General features: G+C 57.5%; 13 protein-coding genes. 11 read left to right on the plus strand and 2 right to left on the minus strand.

What is annotated here, in order from left to right; genetic code table 11:
- Positions 1-41 precede the first annotated feature (41 nt).
- Positions 42-1,043: a taurine ABC transporter substrate-binding protein gene (locus tag FHS72_RS03265; RefSeq protein WP_183525538.1), complete on the minus strand. Its 1,002-nt coding sequence runs from the start codon at positions 1,041-1,043 to the stop codon at positions 42-44.
- A 333-nt stretch (positions 1,044-1,376) separates the two neighbouring features.
- On the opposite strand from FHS72_RS03265, the gene FHS72_RS03270 reads away from it, so the two are divergent.
- The 9 genes from FHS72_RS03270 to FHS72_RS03310 all read left to right on the plus strand — a co-directional run bounded on the left by FHS72_RS03270 (position 1,377) and on the right by FHS72_RS03310 (position 13,701).
- Positions 1,377-2,759: an aminotransferase family protein gene (locus tag FHS72_RS03270; RefSeq protein ID WP_183525541.1), complete on the plus strand. Its 1,383-nt coding sequence runs from the start codon at positions 1,377-1,379 to the stop codon at positions 2,757-2,759.
- A 231-nt stretch (positions 2,760-2,990) separates the two neighbouring features.
- Positions 2,991-4,469 carry a MocR-like pyridoxine biosynthesis transcription factor PdxR gene (gene pdxR / locus FHS72_RS03275; protein WP_183525543.1) on the plus strand — a complete coding sequence of 493 codons (1,479 nt, stop codon included), beginning with the start codon at positions 2,991-2,993 and terminating at the stop codon, positions 4,467-4,469.
- Positions 4,470-4,589: 120 nt separating this feature from the next.
- Positions 4,590-6,362, plus strand: a complete 1,773-nt coding sequence (gene xsc / locus FHS72_RS03280; RefSeq protein ID WP_183525546.1) for a sulfoacetaldehyde acetyltransferase — start codon at positions 4,590-4,592, stop codon at positions 6,360-6,362.
- A gap of 1 nt (position 6,363) precedes the next feature.
- On the plus strand, positions 6,364-7,104 hold the full coding sequence (locus FHS72_RS03285) for a TSUP family transporter (RefSeq protein ID WP_183525549.1): 741 nt from the start codon (positions 6,364-6,366) through the stop codon (positions 7,102-7,104).
- A 7-nt stretch (positions 7,105-7,111) separates the two neighbouring features.
- A complete protein-coding gene (locus tag FHS72_RS03290) occupies positions 7,112-8,047 on the plus strand; it encodes a phosphate acyltransferase (protein WP_183525552.1) in 936 nt (311 codons plus the stop codon).
- Positions 8,044-9,105 (plus strand): acetate/propionate family kinase, encoded by a 1,062-nt coding sequence (locus FHS72_RS03295; RefSeq protein WP_183525555.1) that lies wholly within the window; start codon positions 8,044-8,046, stop codon positions 9,103-9,105. Before FHS72_RS03290 ends, FHS72_RS03295 begins: the two co-directional genes overlap by 4 nt.
- Positions 9,106-9,153: 48 nt before the next feature.
- Complete coding sequence (locus FHS72_RS03300) at positions 9,154-11,979, plus strand: molybdopterin oxidoreductase family protein (protein WP_183525558.1); 2,826 nt, start codon at positions 9,154-9,156, stop codon at positions 11,977-11,979.
- A 73-nt stretch (positions 11,980-12,052) separates the two neighbouring features.
- Positions 12,053-12,832, plus strand: a complete 780-nt coding sequence (locus tag FHS72_RS03305) for a 4Fe-4S dicluster domain-containing protein (protein WP_183525561.1) — start codon at positions 12,053-12,055, stop codon at positions 12,830-12,832.
- A complete protein-coding gene (locus FHS72_RS03310; protein ID WP_183525564.1) occupies positions 12,832-13,701 on the plus strand; it encodes a dimethyl sulfoxide reductase anchor subunit family protein in 870 nt (289 codons plus the stop codon). Before FHS72_RS03305 ends, FHS72_RS03310 begins: the two co-directional genes overlap by 1 nt.
- A gap of 13 nt (positions 13,702-13,714) precedes the next feature.
- Here FHS72_RS03310 and FHS72_RS03315 read toward each other — a convergent pair whose 3' ends face one another.
- Positions 13,715-14,500 carry an IclR family transcriptional regulator gene (locus FHS72_RS03315; protein ID WP_183525567.1) on the minus strand — a complete coding sequence of 262 codons (786 nt, stop codon included), beginning with the start codon at positions 14,498-14,500 and terminating at the stop codon, positions 13,715-13,717.
- Positions 14,501-14,612: 112 nt separating this feature from the next.
- Between FHS72_RS03315 and FHS72_RS03320 the strand changes: the two genes are divergently transcribed.
- On the plus strand, positions 14,613-16,706 hold the full coding sequence (locus tag FHS72_RS03320; RefSeq protein WP_183525570.1) for an alpha-galactosidase: 2,094 nt from the start codon (positions 14,613-14,615) through the stop codon (positions 16,704-16,706).
- A complete protein-coding gene (locus tag FHS72_RS03325; protein WP_183525573.1) occupies positions 16,703-17,605 on the plus strand; it encodes a 2-dehydro-3-deoxygalactonokinase in 903 nt (300 codons plus the stop codon). Before FHS72_RS03320 ends, FHS72_RS03325 begins: the two co-directional genes overlap by 4 nt.
- Positions 17,606-17,608 lie beyond the last annotated feature (3 nt).

Here is a 17,608-nt window from a genome sequence, read left to right on the forward strand (position 1 = left end):
AATAAGGGCGCAACATTTCTGCCGCGCCCTCAGCATTTCTTTTATTCCACTGCGGACAATGGACCGATGTTCACAGTGCCCTCGTAGTCGCCCAGTGCAGACGGGATCGAACCGGATTCAACGAAGACGTCAGCGACGCCTTTCATGAACGCAGGGGCCGCGCCGCCAAGCCATGCGCCTGACAGCTGCTCTTCAACTGTTGGGAATACGAATGTGGCCAAAGATGCGGCAGCCGCTTCGACGTCCATACCGGAATCAGCGGCGATCGCTGCCAGCATTTCTGCTTCGTTTTCGCCCGCAGCCCATGCTGCGTTTGCGTCAGCTGTGACCTGCAAGAATGCCGTCACCATTTCAGGGTTTTCCACGACGAATGACGTCGGGCCAGTTGTGGCGTCGAATACCAGAATGCCCAATGCTTCTTTTTCAGCGCCTGTCAGCAGCACATTGCCGTGCTCTTTCATGCGGTTCAACGCGCCGCCCCAGCCGCACGCCATGTCAACTTGACCCTGCGCAATCGCAGCCGCACCCTCAGCAGGTGCCATATCCACGACATCCAACGACGTTATATCAACGCCAAAATGGTCCATTTGACGCAAAAAGCTGTAGTGCGCAGCCGTGCCCAGTGGAACAGCCACTTTTTTGCCAGTCAGTTCGCTCGCCGAGGCCGCATCGATCTCAAGTGCCGCGCTCACAACGCAGTTGTCGTTTTCAGAATATGAAACGGCCACATCCAGAACTTGCAAATCTTGACCCGCAGAGGTTGCAACCACGAACGGTGGGATGCCCTGTGACACGGACAATTGCACGTCGCCGGACGCCATCGCGGCGGACATCGCAGTACCGGAATCAAACGACACCCAGTTCACTTTTGCGCCCATCGCCTCGTCGTAGGTTCCGTTCACTTTTGCGAACTGGAACGGCATCGGCCATTCGAGAAAATAGCCTACAGTAATTTCGCTATGGCCGTCTGCGAACGCAGCGGTTGCACCAGTCATCATCGCAACGCCAGCAGCGGCGCTCATGAGCTTGTTGGTTAAAGTCATCAATCGTTCTCCAAGTTGGTGGTCTTTGAGCGACCAGTTAGTCGGACAGGTGGACCCCGTCTCATCGGTCGAAGCTGACCACGAAAAAATCGATTTCGCTAGCCCTGTTCGAACACACGTTTCGTTTCTCTAAAGCTTTGTTTCACGAAGCCTCAATGAGGTAAAACAAACATTACAAAGGATCATCGGTCTATGCACCATGGTATCTGGATATATGCATGCAGTCGCACTGGCGCTATCGAAAAGCCACCAACTTAGCCAAAGTCCACCACAGGCATCGGCACGATCAATGGATTCGCGCCCCTGAAACCCATACAATCAAGGAGTGTCCCGATGGACGTCACGCTTTCCAATGATCCCGGCCATATTGTTGAAGCCGACCGCGCCCACATCTGGCACCATATGACCCAGCATAAACCTTACGACTCTGGTGTTGATCCGCGGATCATTGTCGAAGGTAAGGGGATGAAAGTCTGGGATATCAAAGGCAAAGAGCACCTTGATGCGGTGTCCGGCGGTGTTTGGACCGTAAACGTTGGCTATGGCCGCGAGCGGATCGGCAAAGCAATCGCTGACCAAGTGACCAAGATGTGCTTTTTCGGCGGCACCGCTGGCACCATTCCGGGCGCGCACTTTGCCGAGATGCTGATCGATAAAATGCCGGGACTGGACCGCGTTTACTACGCAAACTCCGGCTCAGAGGCGAATGAAAAAGCCTTTAAGATGGTCCGCCAGATCAGCCACAAACATTACGGCGGCAAGAAATCCAAAATCCTGTACCGCGAACGCGACTACCACGGCACAACAATCGCCTGCCTGTCCGCTGGCGGCCAAGAAGAACGCAACGCGCAATACGGTCCGTTCACACCTGACTTCATCGCCGTTCCACATTGCCTTGAATATCGTAGCCAAGACGGCACAAGCGGCGAAGCCTACGCCGCCGCATCCATCAAAGCGATCGAAGACGTGATCCTGCGCGAAGGTGCAGACACCATCGGATCAATCTGTCTCGAACCCATCACAGCGGGCGGCGGCATCATTGTGCCACCTGTTGGATACTGGGACGGCGTTCAAGAATTATGCAGCAAATACAACATCCTGCTACACATCGACGAAGTCGTTTGCGGCGTTGGTCGGACGGGAACTTGGTTCGGATATCAGCAATTCGGCGTCAAACCTGACATCGTGACAATGGCCAAAGGCGTGGCCTCCGGCTACGCCGCGATCTCTTGCTGCGTCACGACAAATGCCGTTTTCGACCAATTCAAAGACGACACCGATAAACTGTCTATGTTCCGCGACATTTCCACCTTTGGCGGTTGCACAGGCGGGCCAGCGGCAGCCATCGAGAACATGCTAATCATCGAAGAAGAAGACCTGCGCGGTAATTCCGTCCGCACTGGTGAGCACCTGGAAAACAACCTCAACGCTTTGATGGAAAAGCATAAATGGATCGGCGACGTGCGCGGCATGGGTCTGTTTGCGGGCGCTGAACTGGTTGCGGATCGTGGCAGCAAAGAACCCGTTGACGAGAAACTCGTCGCGGCGATTGTCGCGGACTGCATGAACCAAGGCGTGATTATCGGCGCGACGAACAAATCACTGCCGGGCTTTAACAACACATTGATGTTCGCGCCCGCGCTGATCGCGACACCTGACGATATTGACCACGTCACCGACGCGGTGGATCAGGCGATCACCCGCGTTCTGGGCTAAATTTGGGACGAACAGGAAACGGGGCGTCGCAGATCGCGGCGCCCTTTTTTGTTCCTAGATCGGGTAGCAAACTCTACCCATAGGGATTCATCTTTTAGAAACCACCACGAACGCCTTCCCCGCGGGGAAGGTTTCATCTGCAGCATTGGCGCAAAGCCGCGAAAACGCGGACTTGTTCAAAGCTCAAATTAGGTCCACCCTCGCTTGAACTTAAGTCCAGCTAGGTCGCTCATGCCGATTTCCATCGAAACCTTTTTCCTCGACGCCGATGCAGAAGGCACATTGCAAGCCCGCATCCAGCAAATGGTCGCGCAGGGCATTCTCGCGGGGCGATTTTCACGCGGCGAACGCCTGCCATCATCGCGGCGCATGGCTGACCATCTCGGCGTCAGCCGGATCACCGTCACGCTCGCCTACACCGAATTAGTCGCTGACGACTACCTCAGCTCCAAAGGGCGTTCCGGCTATTTCGTCTCTGAAAACGCCCCCGAACCGCCCGCTTTTCCGGCCCAGCAAGCCTCCAAAAGCACCGTAGATTGGGCCCGCGCGATTGCGCACAAACACGCGCCAGCCTTTGTCATGGAACGGCCTGCGGATTGGGCGAGCTACAAATATCCTTTCATCTACGGTCAAACCGATCCGACGCTTTTCGACAACGCCAACTGGCGGTTGTGTGCGATGCAAGCGCTTGGCAAACGCGATTTCAACGCGATGACCTCGGATTATTATGACCGTGACGACCCTAAACTGATCGAATTTATCGCCCGTCAAATCCTGCCGCGTCGCGGTATTTTGGCGAATCCCCAAGAGATTTTGGTCACGATGGGGGCGCAAAACGCGCTTTGGCTCACGGCCCAAGTCCTGCTGAACGCCCGACGCCGCGCCACGATCGAAGACCCCAGCTACCCCGCGTTGCGCACCATTCTGACGCATTCCAGTTGCCAGCTGAGCGCCGTTGCCGTGGACAAAGACGGCCTACCGCCCGCCGATATTCCTGATGGTACGGATGTCGTGTTCACCACGCCCAGCCACCAATGTCCGACGGCGGCGACTATGCCGCTGCACCGCCGTAAAGCTTTGTTAAAAAAGGCAGAAGACGACAATTTTCTGATTGTAGAAGACGATTACGAATTCGAAATGTCGTTTCTCAAAGCCCCGTCGCCCTCGCTGAAATCGCTCGACCAGAATGGCCGCGTGATCTATGTCGGGTCGTTCTCCAAGTCACTTTTCCCGGGTTTGCGGCTGGGTTATCTGGTCGGTCCCGCGCCCTTTATCCGCGAGGCTCGCGCGTTGCGTGCCTCTGTCTTGCGCCATCCGCCCGGTCAAATGCAGCGCACCGTCGCTTATTATCTGTCACTTGGGCATTACGACGCGCTCGTTCGTCGCATGAGCCGCGCTTACAAAGAACGCCGCATCGTGATCGACCAAGCCATTATCGACCACGGATTAACCGTCGCGGGGCGCGGCACATTTGGCGGCAGTTCGATCTGGATGCAGGCCGCGCCGCACATCAATACCAACGACCTCGCCGCCCAATTGCGCACCAAAGGCGTGCTGATCGAACCGGGCGCTGCGTTCTTCAGTGGCGACGATCCCCCGCAGAACTTTTTCCGCATCGCCTATTCGTCAATCGCCGCCAGCCGCATTGCCGACGGCATTCGTCTGATCGCTGAGGCGCTAAAGGCGATGGAAGCGCGTCCAAAATCATAATCTGGCACTAAGATGCCTGAACAACTGGCCCTAACCGAACCCTTGACCAATTCTTAGTGTCAAATCAAAACCAGCGGGGCCGTAACGCCACGCCTGTCACACTGTCTGGAGAGATTTCCCATGAAAATGACGACCGAAGAAGCCTTCGTCAAAACGCTGCAAGCGCACGGCATTCGCCACGCTTTTGGGATCATCGGCTCTGCCATGATGCCGATTTCTGACATCTTTCCTGCCGCTGGCATCACGTTCTGGGACTGCGCCCATGAAATGACTGCGGGCATGATGGCTGACGGCTACACCCGTGCGACGGGTGAAATGTCGATGATGATCGCGCAAAACGGTCCGGGCATCACCAACTTTGTGACCTCTGTGAAGACCGCATATTGGAACCATACCCCTTGTTTGCTGGTCACACCGCAGGCCGCGAATAAAACCATCGGTCAAGGTGGTTTCCAAGAGATGGAGCAGATGAACCTGTTCAAAGATTGCGTCGCCTACCAAGAAGAAGTCCGCGATCCGACCCGCATTTGCGAAGTTCTGGCCCGTGTGATTGCCAAGGCAAAACGCCTGTCCGGCCCTGCCCAGATTAACGTCCCACGCGATTTCTGGACCCAAATCGTCGACATCGAGATCCCAGAACCAGTCGAATTCGAAGTATCCCCCGGCGGTACAGAGTCCATCGCAAAAGCGGCAGAATTGCTGTCCACCGCGAAATTCCCAGTGATCTTGAACGGCGCGGGCGTTGTTCTGGCGGCTGGCGGGATCGAGGCGTCTCGTGTGCTCGCCGAGAAACTGGATGCGCCTGTTTGCGTGGGCTATCAACACAACGATGCGTTCCCCGGCAATCATCCGCTATTCGCGGGGCCTTTGGGCTACAACGGCTCTAAGGCTGGCATGGAATTGATCGCAAAGGCCGACGTCGTGCTGGCGCTTGGCACACGGTTGAACCCGTTCTCGACATTGCCCGGCTATGGCATTGATTACTGGCCGACCGAGGCGAAAATCATTCAAGTTGACATCAACCCCGACCGCATTGGCCTGACCAAAAAGATCACCGTGGGGATCGTGGGCGACGCTGCAAAAGTCGCCACCGCATTGGCGGAACAGCTGGCTGATACGGCTGGCGACGCTGGCCGTGCGGACCGTACAGCCCTGATCGCACAGACAAAATCGTCGTGGGCGCAAGAGCTGACATCGCTGGATCACGAAGAAGACGATCCAGGCACCGACTGGAATGACCGCGCCCGCAAAGCGCGTCCTGACTGGATGTCACCGCGCATGGCGTGGCGTGCGATCCAATCTGCGATGCCAGAAGATGCGATTATTTCGTCCGACATTGGCAACAACTGCGCTATCGGCAACGCATATCCGTCGTTCCCTAAAGGCCGCAAATATCTGGCACCGGGCCTGTTTGGTCCCTGCGGTTACGGCCTGCCGTCGATCATCGGCGCAAAAATCGGCCAGCGCGACACGCCTGTGATCGGCTTTGCTGGCGACGGCGCGTTCGGGATTTCGGTCAACGAATTAACCGCGATTGGCCGCGACGAATGGCCAGCGATCACGCAGATCGTGTTCCGCAACTACCAATGGGGCGCGGAAAAGCGGAACTCTACCTTGTGGTTCGACGATAACTTTGTCGGCACAGAACTGGACATGAAGGTCTCCTACGCGGGCATCGCCCAAGCGTGCGGCCTGAAAGGTGTACAGGTCAAAACGATGGACGAACTGACCACCGCTTTGAACACAGCGATTGTCGATCAGATGGAAAACAACACAACTACCCTGATCGAAGTCATCCTGAACCAAGAACTTGGTGAACCGTTCCGTCGTGACGCGATGAAGAAACCCGTCAAAGTGGCAGGCATCGACGCCGCTGACATGGCAGCAGACTAGTTTGCTGTTTGACCTTAGCCTCTGGCAAATATCCGTCCTCAGCATTGCATTGCTGGGGGCGGCTTATGTCCGAGGCTATTCGGGTTTTGGTTTTTCGGCTATTTTCATCGCTTTTGCGGCGCTCATCACCAACCCGCTTCCCCTTATTCCCGTGGTTTTTACCTGCGAAATCTTGATGACAGCGCTGCAAGCACGCGGCATCCGCAATCACGTCGATTGGCGACGTGTGGGCGCATTGTTGTTGGGGGCCGCTGTCGCATTGCCCTTTGCAATCGGCGTCATTCTCTCGGTGGGCGATCAAACCGCGCGACTGATCGTGTCGGGGATCGTGTTTACCATGTCACTTGTTTTGCTCAGCGGTTGGACGATCAATCGCCGCATTCCGTTGGCAGGGTTCACGGGTGTGGGTGTGATTTCAGGCATGTGCAACGCGGCCGGCATCGGCGGGCTACCAGTTGCTGCGTTCCTGACCGCGCAACCGATTGCCGCCGCAACATTCCGCGCCACGATGATCGTCTATCTGACCGGCCTCGACCTAATTACCCTGCCGCTGATGTGGCACGGCGGATTGGTCACGCAGGACACGATCATCGCCGCCGGTTTTGCATTTCCGCTGCTGGCCTTGGGTGTTTGGCTGGGCGGGCGTCAGTTTCTCGCCACCACCCCCAAGACATTTCGAAAGTTTGCCGTCATGCTCTTGTTAACCCTAGCATCGCTAGGGCTGTTTCGTGCTTTGATATGAGGTCCTTATGACATCACCATTTGTTTCCCCCCACGCGGCCACCTGCCCGCAAAACTTGATTGATCTCGCGAATACATTTGCGACACCGCGCGTGGCGATTGCTTGCGCGGGGGCGCCATTGCCGATGCAGGCCGCGAAAAAATCCGTTGAAATGGACATTATGATCCCCGTTTTCGTCGGCAAAGCGGACCTGATCCGCGCCGAAGCCGCCAAGCTGGACTGGGACATTTCCGGCTACGCGCTGCACGATACGGACACCGAAGAAGACGCAGGCCGCATCGCCGCCGCGATCTGCGGGGCGGGTGATGCGGACGTGCTGATGAAGGGTGACATCAAAAGCAACGTGTTTCTTAGCGGGGCGTTGCGCAAGGAATCCGGTCTGCGCACGGATCAACGGCTTGTTCATATTTTCCACATCAGCCCACCGGGTGGCGGCAAGCCGATGCTGATCTCGGATGCTGCCGTGAACGTGACGCCCGATTTGGCGGTGCGCAAAATCGCGATGCGACGTGTTGCTGATCTGTTGCAAATGCTTGGCACCGAACGGCCGAAAATCGCCATTCTGTCCGCCAGCGAAAAACCGATCCCCGCTGTGCCGTCGTCAATGGATGCCCGCGCTTTGGCCGATTGGGCCGTCGAGAATATGCCCGACGCCGACGTGTCCGGCCCGCTTGCGCTGGACCTGATCCTGTCGTCGGAATCCGCCGCAATCAAACACCTGACCGACGATCCCGTCGCGGGTCGCGCCGATGCGATCATCGTGCCGGACGTGATTTCCGGTAACGCAATCTTTAAGGCTTTCGTTTACCTTGCGGGCGGCTGTGCGGCGGGCATCGTATCGGGGGCCAAAGTCCCGCTATTGCTGACCTCGCGCGCTGATCCTGTCGCCGCGCGTCTCGCGTCGGTTGCCTTGGCGAATATCACCTGTGGGTTGCCGAAATGATCCTTGTTGTGAATGCAGGGTCGTCGTCACTGAAAGTCGCGCTGTTCGACCGTGATCTGAACCAGATCACCAGCGGTATTGTCCGTGAAATCAGCGGCGAAAGCAGTCTGCAGCTGGGTGATGTGCAACGCGACGAACCGATTGCGGATCACACCGCGGCGTTAACGCAAATCCTCGCACTGCTCGCCGATCTTGGCCATACCGTCGACGACCTGACCGCCGCCGCCCACCGCGTCGTGCATGGCGGTGCGACAATGACGACGCCAGTGCGGCTGGACGCTGACAAAATCGCCGAGATCAAAACCTGCATCCCCTTGGCCCCATTACATAATCCCGCAAACCTGTCCGCGATTCATGCTTTGGCAAAAATCGCCCCCAAGCTCACGCAATTCGCGAGCTTCGACACCGCATTCCACGCCACAAACCCCGACGTCGCGACGCGCTACGCGATCTCAGAAATCCAACATAGCGCAGGCATCAGGCGCTACGGTTTTCACGGGTTGTCCTACGCGAACATGGTCGCAGAATTCGGCGACGCGCTGCCGTCGCGATTGCTGGCACTTCACCTCGGCAACGGCGCATCGCTCTGCGCGATCAAAGACGGTAAATCTGTCGCGACATCCATGGGATATTCGCCTCTTTCGGGCCTGACGATGGGCACAAGATCGGGCGATATCGACGGGGCTGCGGTCCTGCGCATTTCCGACGCGATAGGCGAAGACGCGACCGACCGGATGCTGAACGAAAACTCGGGGCTCAAGGCGCTTGCGGGCGCGAGCAACATGAAAACACTGCTGGACCGCGACGACGATGCGGCCAAATTCGCGGTTGACCATTTCTGCTATTGGGCAGCCCGCCACGCGGGATCAGCGATCGTCGCAATGGGCGGCGTCGACGCCGTGGCCTTCACGGGCGGCATCGGCGAAAACGCAGCCCCAATCCGCGACCGGATCATGGCGCATCTGTCCTGCTTTGGCACGCCAGACGTGCATGTGATCGCCGCCGAAGAAGAAAAAGCAATCGCACGCGACGCATTATCCGTGATGGCGCAGGCGTGATGGACTTGATTGAACGAAAATGCTGACGTGACCTAAAGGGAGGCCCGCATGACGCACCACCAGCCAGATCTCGACACTTCGCCAAAAGTGTCCGACGAGATCCGCAAGACGACCTGTTACATGTGCGCCTGCCGCTGTGGCATTAACGTTCATATGAAGGAAGGAAAGGTCGCCTATATCGAAGGCAACCGCGACCATCCCGTGAACAAAGGTGTGCTTTGCGCCAAGGGCTCTGCTGGCATCATGCAGCATAACGCGCCGTCGCGCCTGCGCGCGCCGCTAAAGCGTGTTGGCGAACGTGGGTCCGGCGAATTCGAAGAAATATCATGGGACGAGGCGCTGGCGATTGCCAAAGGGCATCTGGAACCGATCCGCAACGAAGCCCCTGAAAAATTGGCGTTTTTTACGGGTCGCGATCAGTCACAATCCTTCACAGGCTTTTGGGCGCAGGCTTACGGCACACCCAACTTTGCAGCCCACGGGGGCTTCTGTTCCGTCAACATGGCCGCCGCTGGCATCTATACAATGGGCGGCGCGTTCTGGGAATTTGGACAACCGGATTGGGACCTGACCAAGATGGTGATGATCTTTGGTGTCGCCGAAGATCACGACAGCAACCCGATCAAAATGGGCATTGGACGGGCGAAAAACAACGGCGCAAAAATCATCGGTGTTAACCCTATTCGGACAGGCTACAACGCGGTTGCCGACGAATGGGTGGGGATCACACCGGGCACCGACGGGCTGTACATCCTGTCGATGATCCATTGTCTGATGAAGGCGGGTAAAGTCGATCTGGAGTACCTCGCCCGCTTTACCAATGCCTCGGTTTTGGTGAACGAAGACCCCAACAGCGATGATCGCGGGCTGTTTTTGAAAGACAGCGACGGTCAACCGCAGGTGGTAGATCGCAACACGGGCGAATTGGCCCCATGGAACGGAAAAGGCGTCGAACCCGACCTGTCCGGCACCTACACAAACGCTGGCGTGACGCACCGCCCGGTGTTCCATTTAATGGCCGAGAAATACCTGTCAGACGAATATGCGCCTGAAAATGTCGCCGAACGAACAGGCATTCCCGCCGAGAAAATCCGCGCAATGGCGGCCGAACTCGCCCGCGTTGCGTTTGACGAAGAGATCACGCTCGATCGTGAATGGACCGATTTTCGTGGCAAGAAACATGCGAAAATGGTCGGGCGTCCGGTGTCATTTCACGCGATGCGCGGCATCTCTGCGCATTCGAACGGCTTCCAAACGTGCCGCGCGTTGCATGTGCTGCAAATCTTGCTCGGCACGGTCGAAACCCCCGGCGGGATGCGGTTCAAACCGCCCTACCCGAAACCCGCGACCGCGCACCCGAAACCGCACGGCAAGGTCACGGTTGGCGAGCCTCTCGACGGTCCGCACCTTGGGTATGTGCAGGGTCCCGACGATCTGCTGCTGCAAGATGACGGCACGCCGACCCGCATCGATAAAGCCTATTCGTGGGACAATCCGATGTCCGCGCATGGGCTGATGCACATGGTCATCTCGAACGCTCATGCGGGTGTGCCGTATAAAATTGACACTTTGTTCATGTATATGGCGAACATGGCGTGGAATTCGTCGATGAACACGTCTGGCGTCATGAAAATGCTGACGGACAAGAATCCCGACGGCAGTTATGTGATCCCGAACATCATCTATTCCGACGCTTACTCGTCTGAAATGGTGGCCTATGCTGACCTGATTTTACCCGACACGACGTACCTTGAACGGCACGATTGTATCTCGCTGCTCGACCGCCCGATCTGCGAAGCGGACGCGGTGGCCGACGCAATTCGCTGGCCTGTGGTTGAACCCGACCGCGACGTGCGTGGCTTTCAATCGGTGCTGTGCGAACTTGGTGCGATGCTCAATATGCCCGGTTTTGTGAACGAAGACGGCAGCCAGAAATACGCGGATTACGGCGACTACATCACCAACCACATCAGGCGTCCCGGCGTTGGTCCGCTGGCTGGTTTCCGCAACAAAGACGGCTCTGGTGGCGGGCGCGGCGACGTGAATCCTGACCAGTTGCAGGCCTACATCGACAACGGCGGCTTCTGGATCGAACACGTGCCAGCAGGGGCCGCATATTTCAAACCCTTCAACACAGCCTACCAAAATTGGGCGGTTGAAAAGGGGTTTTATGATGCAGTGCAGCCCTACATTTTCCAACTCTACGTCGAACCAATGCGCAAATTCCAACTTGCCGCTGAAGGCATCGGCGACAGGCAACCGCCTGAACATCTACGTCAACGGATCAAGCAAACCATGGACCCGTTGCCAATCTGGTATGCGCCATTTGAAGACGGCCACGTGGACACCGACAAATACCCCGTTCACGCGCTGACGCAGCGCCCTATGGCAATGTACCATTCTTGGGGGACGCAAAACGCTTGGTTACGTCAAATTCACGGACACAATCCGCTGTACGTGCCGACCAAGATTTGGAACGCAAACAACTTTAAAGAAGGCGATTGGGCAAAGGTCGAATCCGCCCATGGTGCCATCGTTGTGCCTGTCGCCCATCAGGCCAGCTTAAACGAAAACACTATCTGGACATGGAACGCCATCGGCAAACGCAAGGGCGCGTGGGCGCTGGACGAAAAGGCGCCGGAAGCCACCAAAGGATTCCTGATGAACCACCTGATCCACGAACTGCTCCCGCCCAAAGGCGACGGGCTGCGGTGGGCCAATTCCGACCCGATCACGGGCCAAGCCGCGTGGTTCGATCTGCGTGTGAAAATCAGTAAATCCGACACGCCGAACGAGGCCCAGCCAACGATCCCGCCGATCAAATCACCCATCGGCAAAGGGCCAAGCAAGCTGGCATGGAAGGTAGGAAAATGACCCCTAACTTCATTTCGCCGCATAAACTCCCGCCGGAGGCATCCCGCATTCTCGTCCTTTCAGGAGGCCAATCATGACCACCCTCCCTACCTCCACGCAGAAAAAACTCGGGCTTGTGATCGACCTTGATACCTGTGTCGGCTGCCACGCTTGCGTAATTTCCTGCAAAGGCTGGAACACCGAAAACTATGGCGCGCCGCTGTCGGACCAAGACCCCTATGGCGCAAATCCGACGGGTACATTTCTGAACCGCGTTCATTCCTACGAGGTCCAGCCGCCTAATTTAAAAGATGGCGCACAACCCGCCGCACAATTGATCCATTTCCCCAAATCCTGCCTGCACTGTGACGACGCGCCCTGCGTCACGGTTTGCCCAACTGGCGCAAGTTACAAACGCAGCGAAGACGGCATCGTTTTGGTGAATGAGCAAGACTGCATCGGCTGCGGATTATGCGCGTGGGCCTGCCCATACGGCGCGCGCGAGCTAGATGCTGACGCAGGTGTCATGAAAAAATGCACCCTCTGCGTGGACCGGATTTACAACGAAAACCTACCCGAAGAAGACCGCCAACCCGCCTGCGTGCGCACCTGTCCATCCAATGCGCGGCACTTTGGCGACTTTGCCGATCCGGAATCCAACGTCTCGATCCTGACCCGCGAACGTGGTGGCTTCGATCTGATGCCGGAACAAGGCACCAAGCCCGTGAACAAATATCTGCCGCCACGCCCCAAAGACGTAGCGCCCGAATTTGACGTGCTTGCCCCTTACCTTGAACCGATTGCGGCGGACGCAAAAGGTTTTGTCGGCTGGCTCGACAAGGCGCTGAATGCTCTGCCCGGAGGAGTAAATTAATGCATCCTGCACCAAGTGTTATCCTGTTCACCACGTTTTCCGGCCTCGGATTTGGCCTGCTTTTCTGGCTTGGTCTTGGGGCGATCACGCCGTCGGGCCTTTCTGCGTTCATCTGGTTTGCGCTGGCCTACGCGATGGCCGTCGGTGGATTGCTCGCGTCGACGTTCCACCTTGGCCGCCCAGAACGTGCGATCAAAGCGTTCAGTCAGTGGCGCACGAGTTGGCTGTCACGTGAAGCAATTGCCGCCGTCGCGACCCTAATTATCATGGGGATTTATGCCCTGTTTTCCCTGTTCGGTGCGCACCTCAAACTCGTCGGGTTTATCGGTGCAATCGGCGCAATCGCCACCGTTTTCACAACGTCGATGATCTACGCGCAGATGAAAACCGTGCCGCGCTGGCGGCATTGGACCACGCCCGCATTGTTTCTGACGCTGTCCATTGGCGGCGGCGCGTTGTTCGCGGGGCAGATCGCCACGACGTTTCTGTTGTTCACCGCAGCGGCCGCATTGCAGGGCTATACGTGGATCACAGGCGACAGCCGCCTTGCGCAATCCGGCACAGACATGAAAACAGCCACCGGCCTCGGCCATATCGGTGACGTCCGCGCGTTTGAACCACCGCACACCGGCACCAACTACCTGATGCGCGAATTTATTCACGTCGTCGGTCGCAAACACGCGCAAAAACTGCGGATGATTGCACTGATCCTTAGCTTTGCCCTGCCGGTCTTTTTCCTAAACTTCCACTTCAACCACATGCTCGCGCTCTTGGCTGTCATCAGCCACATCGCAGGCGTTCTGACCCTGCGCTGGTTATTCTTTGCAGAGGCAGAGCACGTCGTTGGACTATATTACGGCAAGCGTTAACAGCCCGTAAAATTCAGGAATCTTCGTCGCGGATATGCCAATTCGCGGCGTCATAGGCGATGTCTCGCGCGGTCTGTTGCAGCAGCGGCGCGAGCTTTTCCATGCCTTTCAGCGTCTGACGATCCGTCGTGCTTGTCACGGACAGCGCCCCCAGCGGACGCCCTTTTTCCGTTAAAATCGGCACCGCGATGCAGATGATCCCCGGTTCATGTTCCTCGTCATCGAACCCGTACCCACGAGCGACAATCGCGTCCAATTCCTCCATCAAGCTTTCAGCCGATGTTAACGTTTTGGGCGTGAATTGGTGGAATGATTGCTGTGCGATGATCCGGTTCAACTGCGCGTCTTCGGTGTAGGCCAGCATCACCTTGCCGACGCCTGTGCAGTAGGCGGGGCCGACTTTGCCCGCTTGGCTGAACATCTGTACGGGCTGCACCGCGTTGCGTTTTTCCAGATACAAAACCTGCGCATTATCCAACTGGGCAAGGTGAACGGTCTCGCCGACCTCGGCACTTAACGCATCCAAATGCGGCCGCGCGATTGGGGCCAACGTTGACTGCGCCCATGCCGCATGCGCCAACCGGACCAGCCGCACCCCCGGCGAATATGTCTGCCGATCCGGGTTGTAGGCGAGCATCCCCTGATTGGTTAACGTCTGCACAAATCGGTACAACGTGGGCTTTGGAAACGCCGATTGCGCAAGGATTTCACCAAAGCGGACAGGATGCCCAAAGGCCGCGACCTGATCCAAAACCGCTAACGCTTTGCCCACGGTTCCGTCTTCGTGATCTCGTGACATGATGGCGGTCCTTTCCGGTTGCAACAGTTGACATTTTGGTACGATACCCGCTTTAGTATCAATATTCAAAACCTAGTTTCAACTATTGAAACAGCAGCGCCGCAGAGTTCCCATGACACGCACCTATCGCCTTGATGATGACCGCCAAACGCTTGTCCTTGCGGCACGCAATAACCGTCTGCACGAGGTCGTGTATTGGGGTCCGGCCCTGCCAATGAACGAAGATTTAACCACGATCCACGCCGCTGGCGCGCTGGATGTGACGGGCGGCATGCTGGACGAAAACCCCGATCTGTCGATCTGCCCAGAGGCCACGCGGTCGTTTCCCGGCCAACCCGGTCTGATCATTCGCGACACCGACGGCACACCTTTGCTGCCGAAATTCTGCTTTGACAGCGCCGACGAAACCGACGGTCTGACGCTATCCTACAGCGATGCGGACAACGGCTTGCAGCTGACCGTCAGCTTTAAACCGGACCCGCACACACACATCATTACCTGCCAAACCACGCTCGACGCGGATCGCCCGATGCACCTGCATTGGCTCGCCGCCCCTGTGTTACCCGCACCACAGCAATCCGATGAAATGATTGACTTTTCTGGCCGTTGGTGTGGTGAATTCCAGCCAAATCGAACCGCATGGAGCGCAGGCATCCGCTACCGCGAAAACCGCACCGGACGCACTGGTCACGAACATTTCCCCGGTCTGATTGTCCCCTGCACGGGTGCCACGAACACGCAGGGCGAAGCCTACGGTTTCCATTATGGCTGGTCCGGTGGCCACCGGATGATCGCGGAAGAATTGCAAGACGGACGGCGCCAAATCCAATGGGGCCACGCCGCCCGCATGGAAACCACTGCTGCTATGCAGTTCAAAACTGCACCGCTCTATATCACCTATTCCGACAGCGGTTTGAACGGCTGCGCAGTTGCATTCCAGCGGCACTTGCGCGACCGGATCGTGACGTGGCCAAAGCCGGACGCACCGCGCCCCGTACATTATAACTGCTGGGAAGCCGTGTATTTCGACCACAAACTGCCCGTGTTGAAAGACATCGCCGACCGCGCCGCAGCCCTTGGGGCCGAACGTTTTGTACTCGACGACGGCTGGTTCGGCCAACGCGACGACGATACCCGCAGCCTGTCAGATTGGACCGTCGATCCACGGAAATATCCAGACGGGCTTGGTCCGCTGGTCGATCACATCCACAGTCTCGGCATGACATTCGGGATTTGGTTCGAACCCGAAATGATCAACGAAGACAGCGACATTCACCGCGCCAACCCGCATTGGGCCTTGGGCAGCGAAGATCAGACCCTCGGACGGCAACAAAAAGCGTTGAACATGGCGCTGCCAGAGGTCCGTGATTTCCTGTATGATCGCATGTCGAAAATCCTGCGTGACCACGACGTTGATTACATCAAATGGGACCACAATCGCGTGTTACCAATGCCCGATGCGGCCCAAACACGCGGGTCTTATGCGTTGATTGATCGCCTGCGGGCGGACTTCCCCAACACCGAAATCGAAAGCTGCGCATCGGGTGGTGGGCGCATCGACTTTGGCATCATGCAGCGCACGCAGCGCGTGTGGCTGTCCGATAGCAACGACGCGCTTGAACGCCTTCGCATCCAGCATGACGCAGCCCTTTTCCTGCCGCTGTCCGTCACCGGATCACACGTCGGGCCGCGCATTTGCCACACCTCTGGCCGCGTGCTGGATATCTCGTTCCGCGCATGGGTCGCGGCACAACGGCACATGGGCTTCGAGATGGACCCGCGCGAGTTGGATGCGCATGAAATCGCCGTCCTGACCGAAGTCACAACATGGTGGAAACATAACCGTCACTGGATGCAAAAAGCGGATATTCTGCGGCTCGACAGCGCCGATCCGGCCGTTATTGCCGAACAGCATATGACACAAAATGGCGATCAGTTCGTTGTTTTTGCAGGTAAATCCGCGACAAGCGACCAGATCTCACCGCGCCCACTACGCCTAACAGGCCTCGCCCCCGATGCGACCTACAAAATCAGCCTCGCCAACCGGACCAGCGCCCCTGCGCTATCACGCGGCAACCAGATTTTGAAATCATCGGAAATTGAGGTATCTGGCACCTATCTGATGCACCACGGGCTGACATTACCATGGACATTCCCGGACCGCATGTGGGTCATTGAGGGCACTCTGATAAAGGACGCGACATGACCGATACGATCACCCCCGACTGGATCGCCGCCGATTGGGGCACGAGCAACCTGCGCGTGTGGGCGATGTCTAATGCGGGCGATGTTCTGGCCGAAGCATCATCGGATCAAGGCATGGGAAAACTATCCCGCGACGGCTTTGAGCCAGCTTTGCTGGACCTCGTCGGCGGTTGGATCAACGGCCCGATCACGGTCATCGCTTGTGGCATGGTCGGCGCACGTCAAGGCTGGACCGAAGCCAAATATGACCGCGTGCCTTGCCCCGCTGCGACCACCGGATTTACCAAGGTTACAACCGAAAACGCCGATCTTTCCGTTCACATCATCCCCGGCATCGCCCAAGACGCGCCCGCCGACGTGATGCGCGGCGAAGAAACGCAAATCGCAGGCTTTTTGTCGCGCAATCCGAACTGGGATGGCGTGATCTGCCTGCCCGGAAGTCACACCAAATGGGTCCACATCAGCGCCGATGAAGTTGTGAGTTTCCAGACATTTATGAGCGGCGAATTGTTTGCAGCGATCTCTGGTCATACGGTCCTGAAGCACTCTGTCGACAGCACAGGCTGGGACGCTGCCATGTATGAAGCCGCGATTAACGAAACCATGTCGCGCCCCGAACGGCTCGCTGCGCATTTGTTTTCGCTGCGTGCCGAGGGCCTGTTGCATGACATGTCCAACGAGGCCGCCCGCAGCCGCCTGTCTGGGCTGTTGATCGGGGCCGAACTTGCCGCTGCCCGCCCCTATTGGCTGGGCCAACAGATCGCCGTCATTGGTGCAGGCGATATCGCCAGCCTCTACGTCAAAGCGCTTGAACTTCAGGGCGCGCCCGCTACCCAAGTGCAGGGCGACAGCGTCACCCTTGCCGGTCTCACTGCGGCCTACCGCCGCCTGAAAGGATAATCC

This window comes from Yoonia ponticola, assembly GCF_014199395.1.
GTDB classification, from domain to species: Bacteria; Pseudomonadota; Alphaproteobacteria; order Rhodobacterales; family Rhodobacteraceae; genus Yoonia; species Yoonia ponticola.

Coding starts and splice junctions, on each gene's coding strand:
- FHS72_RS03265 (WP_183525538.1), bottom strand. CDS start 1,043: ATGACTTTAACCAACAAGCTCATGAGCGCCGCTGCTGGCGTTGCGATG.
- FHS72_RS03270 (WP_183525541.1), top strand. CDS start 1,377: ATGGACGTCACGCTTTCCAATGATCCCGGCCATATTGTTGAAGCCGAC.
- pdxR (WP_183525543.1), top strand. CDS start 2,991: ATGCCGATTTCCATCGAAACCTTTTTCCTCGACGCCGATGCAGAAGGC.
- xsc (WP_183525546.1), top strand. CDS start 4,590: ATGAAAATGACGACCGAAGAAGCCTTCGTCAAAACGCTGCAAGCGCAC.
- FHS72_RS03290 (WP_183525552.1), top strand. CDS start 7,112: ATGACATCACCATTTGTTTCCCCCCACGCGGCCACCTGCCCGCAAAAC.
- FHS72_RS03295 (WP_183525555.1), top strand. CDS start 8,044: ATGATCCTTGTTGTGAATGCAGGGTCGTCGTCACTGAAAGTCGCGCTG.
- FHS72_RS03300 (WP_183525558.1), top strand. CDS start 9,154: ATGACGCACCACCAGCCAGATCTCGACACTTCGCCAAAAGTGTCCGAC.
- FHS72_RS03305 (WP_183525561.1), top strand. CDS start 12,053: ATGACCACCCTCCCTACCTCCACGCAGAAAAAACTCGGGCTTGTGATC.
- FHS72_RS03310 (WP_183525564.1), top strand. CDS start 12,832: ATGCATCCTGCACCAAGTGTTATCCTGTTCACCACGTTTTCCGGCCTC.
- FHS72_RS03315 (WP_183525567.1), bottom strand. CDS start 14,500: ATGTCACGAGATCACGAAGACGGAACCGTGGGCAAAGCGTTAGCGGTT.
- FHS72_RS03320 (WP_183525570.1), top strand. CDS start 14,613: ATGACACGCACCTATCGCCTTGATGATGACCGCCAAACGCTTGTCCTT.
- FHS72_RS03325 (WP_183525573.1), top strand. CDS start 16,703: ATGACCGATACGATCACCCCCGACTGGATCGCCGCCGATTGGGGCACG.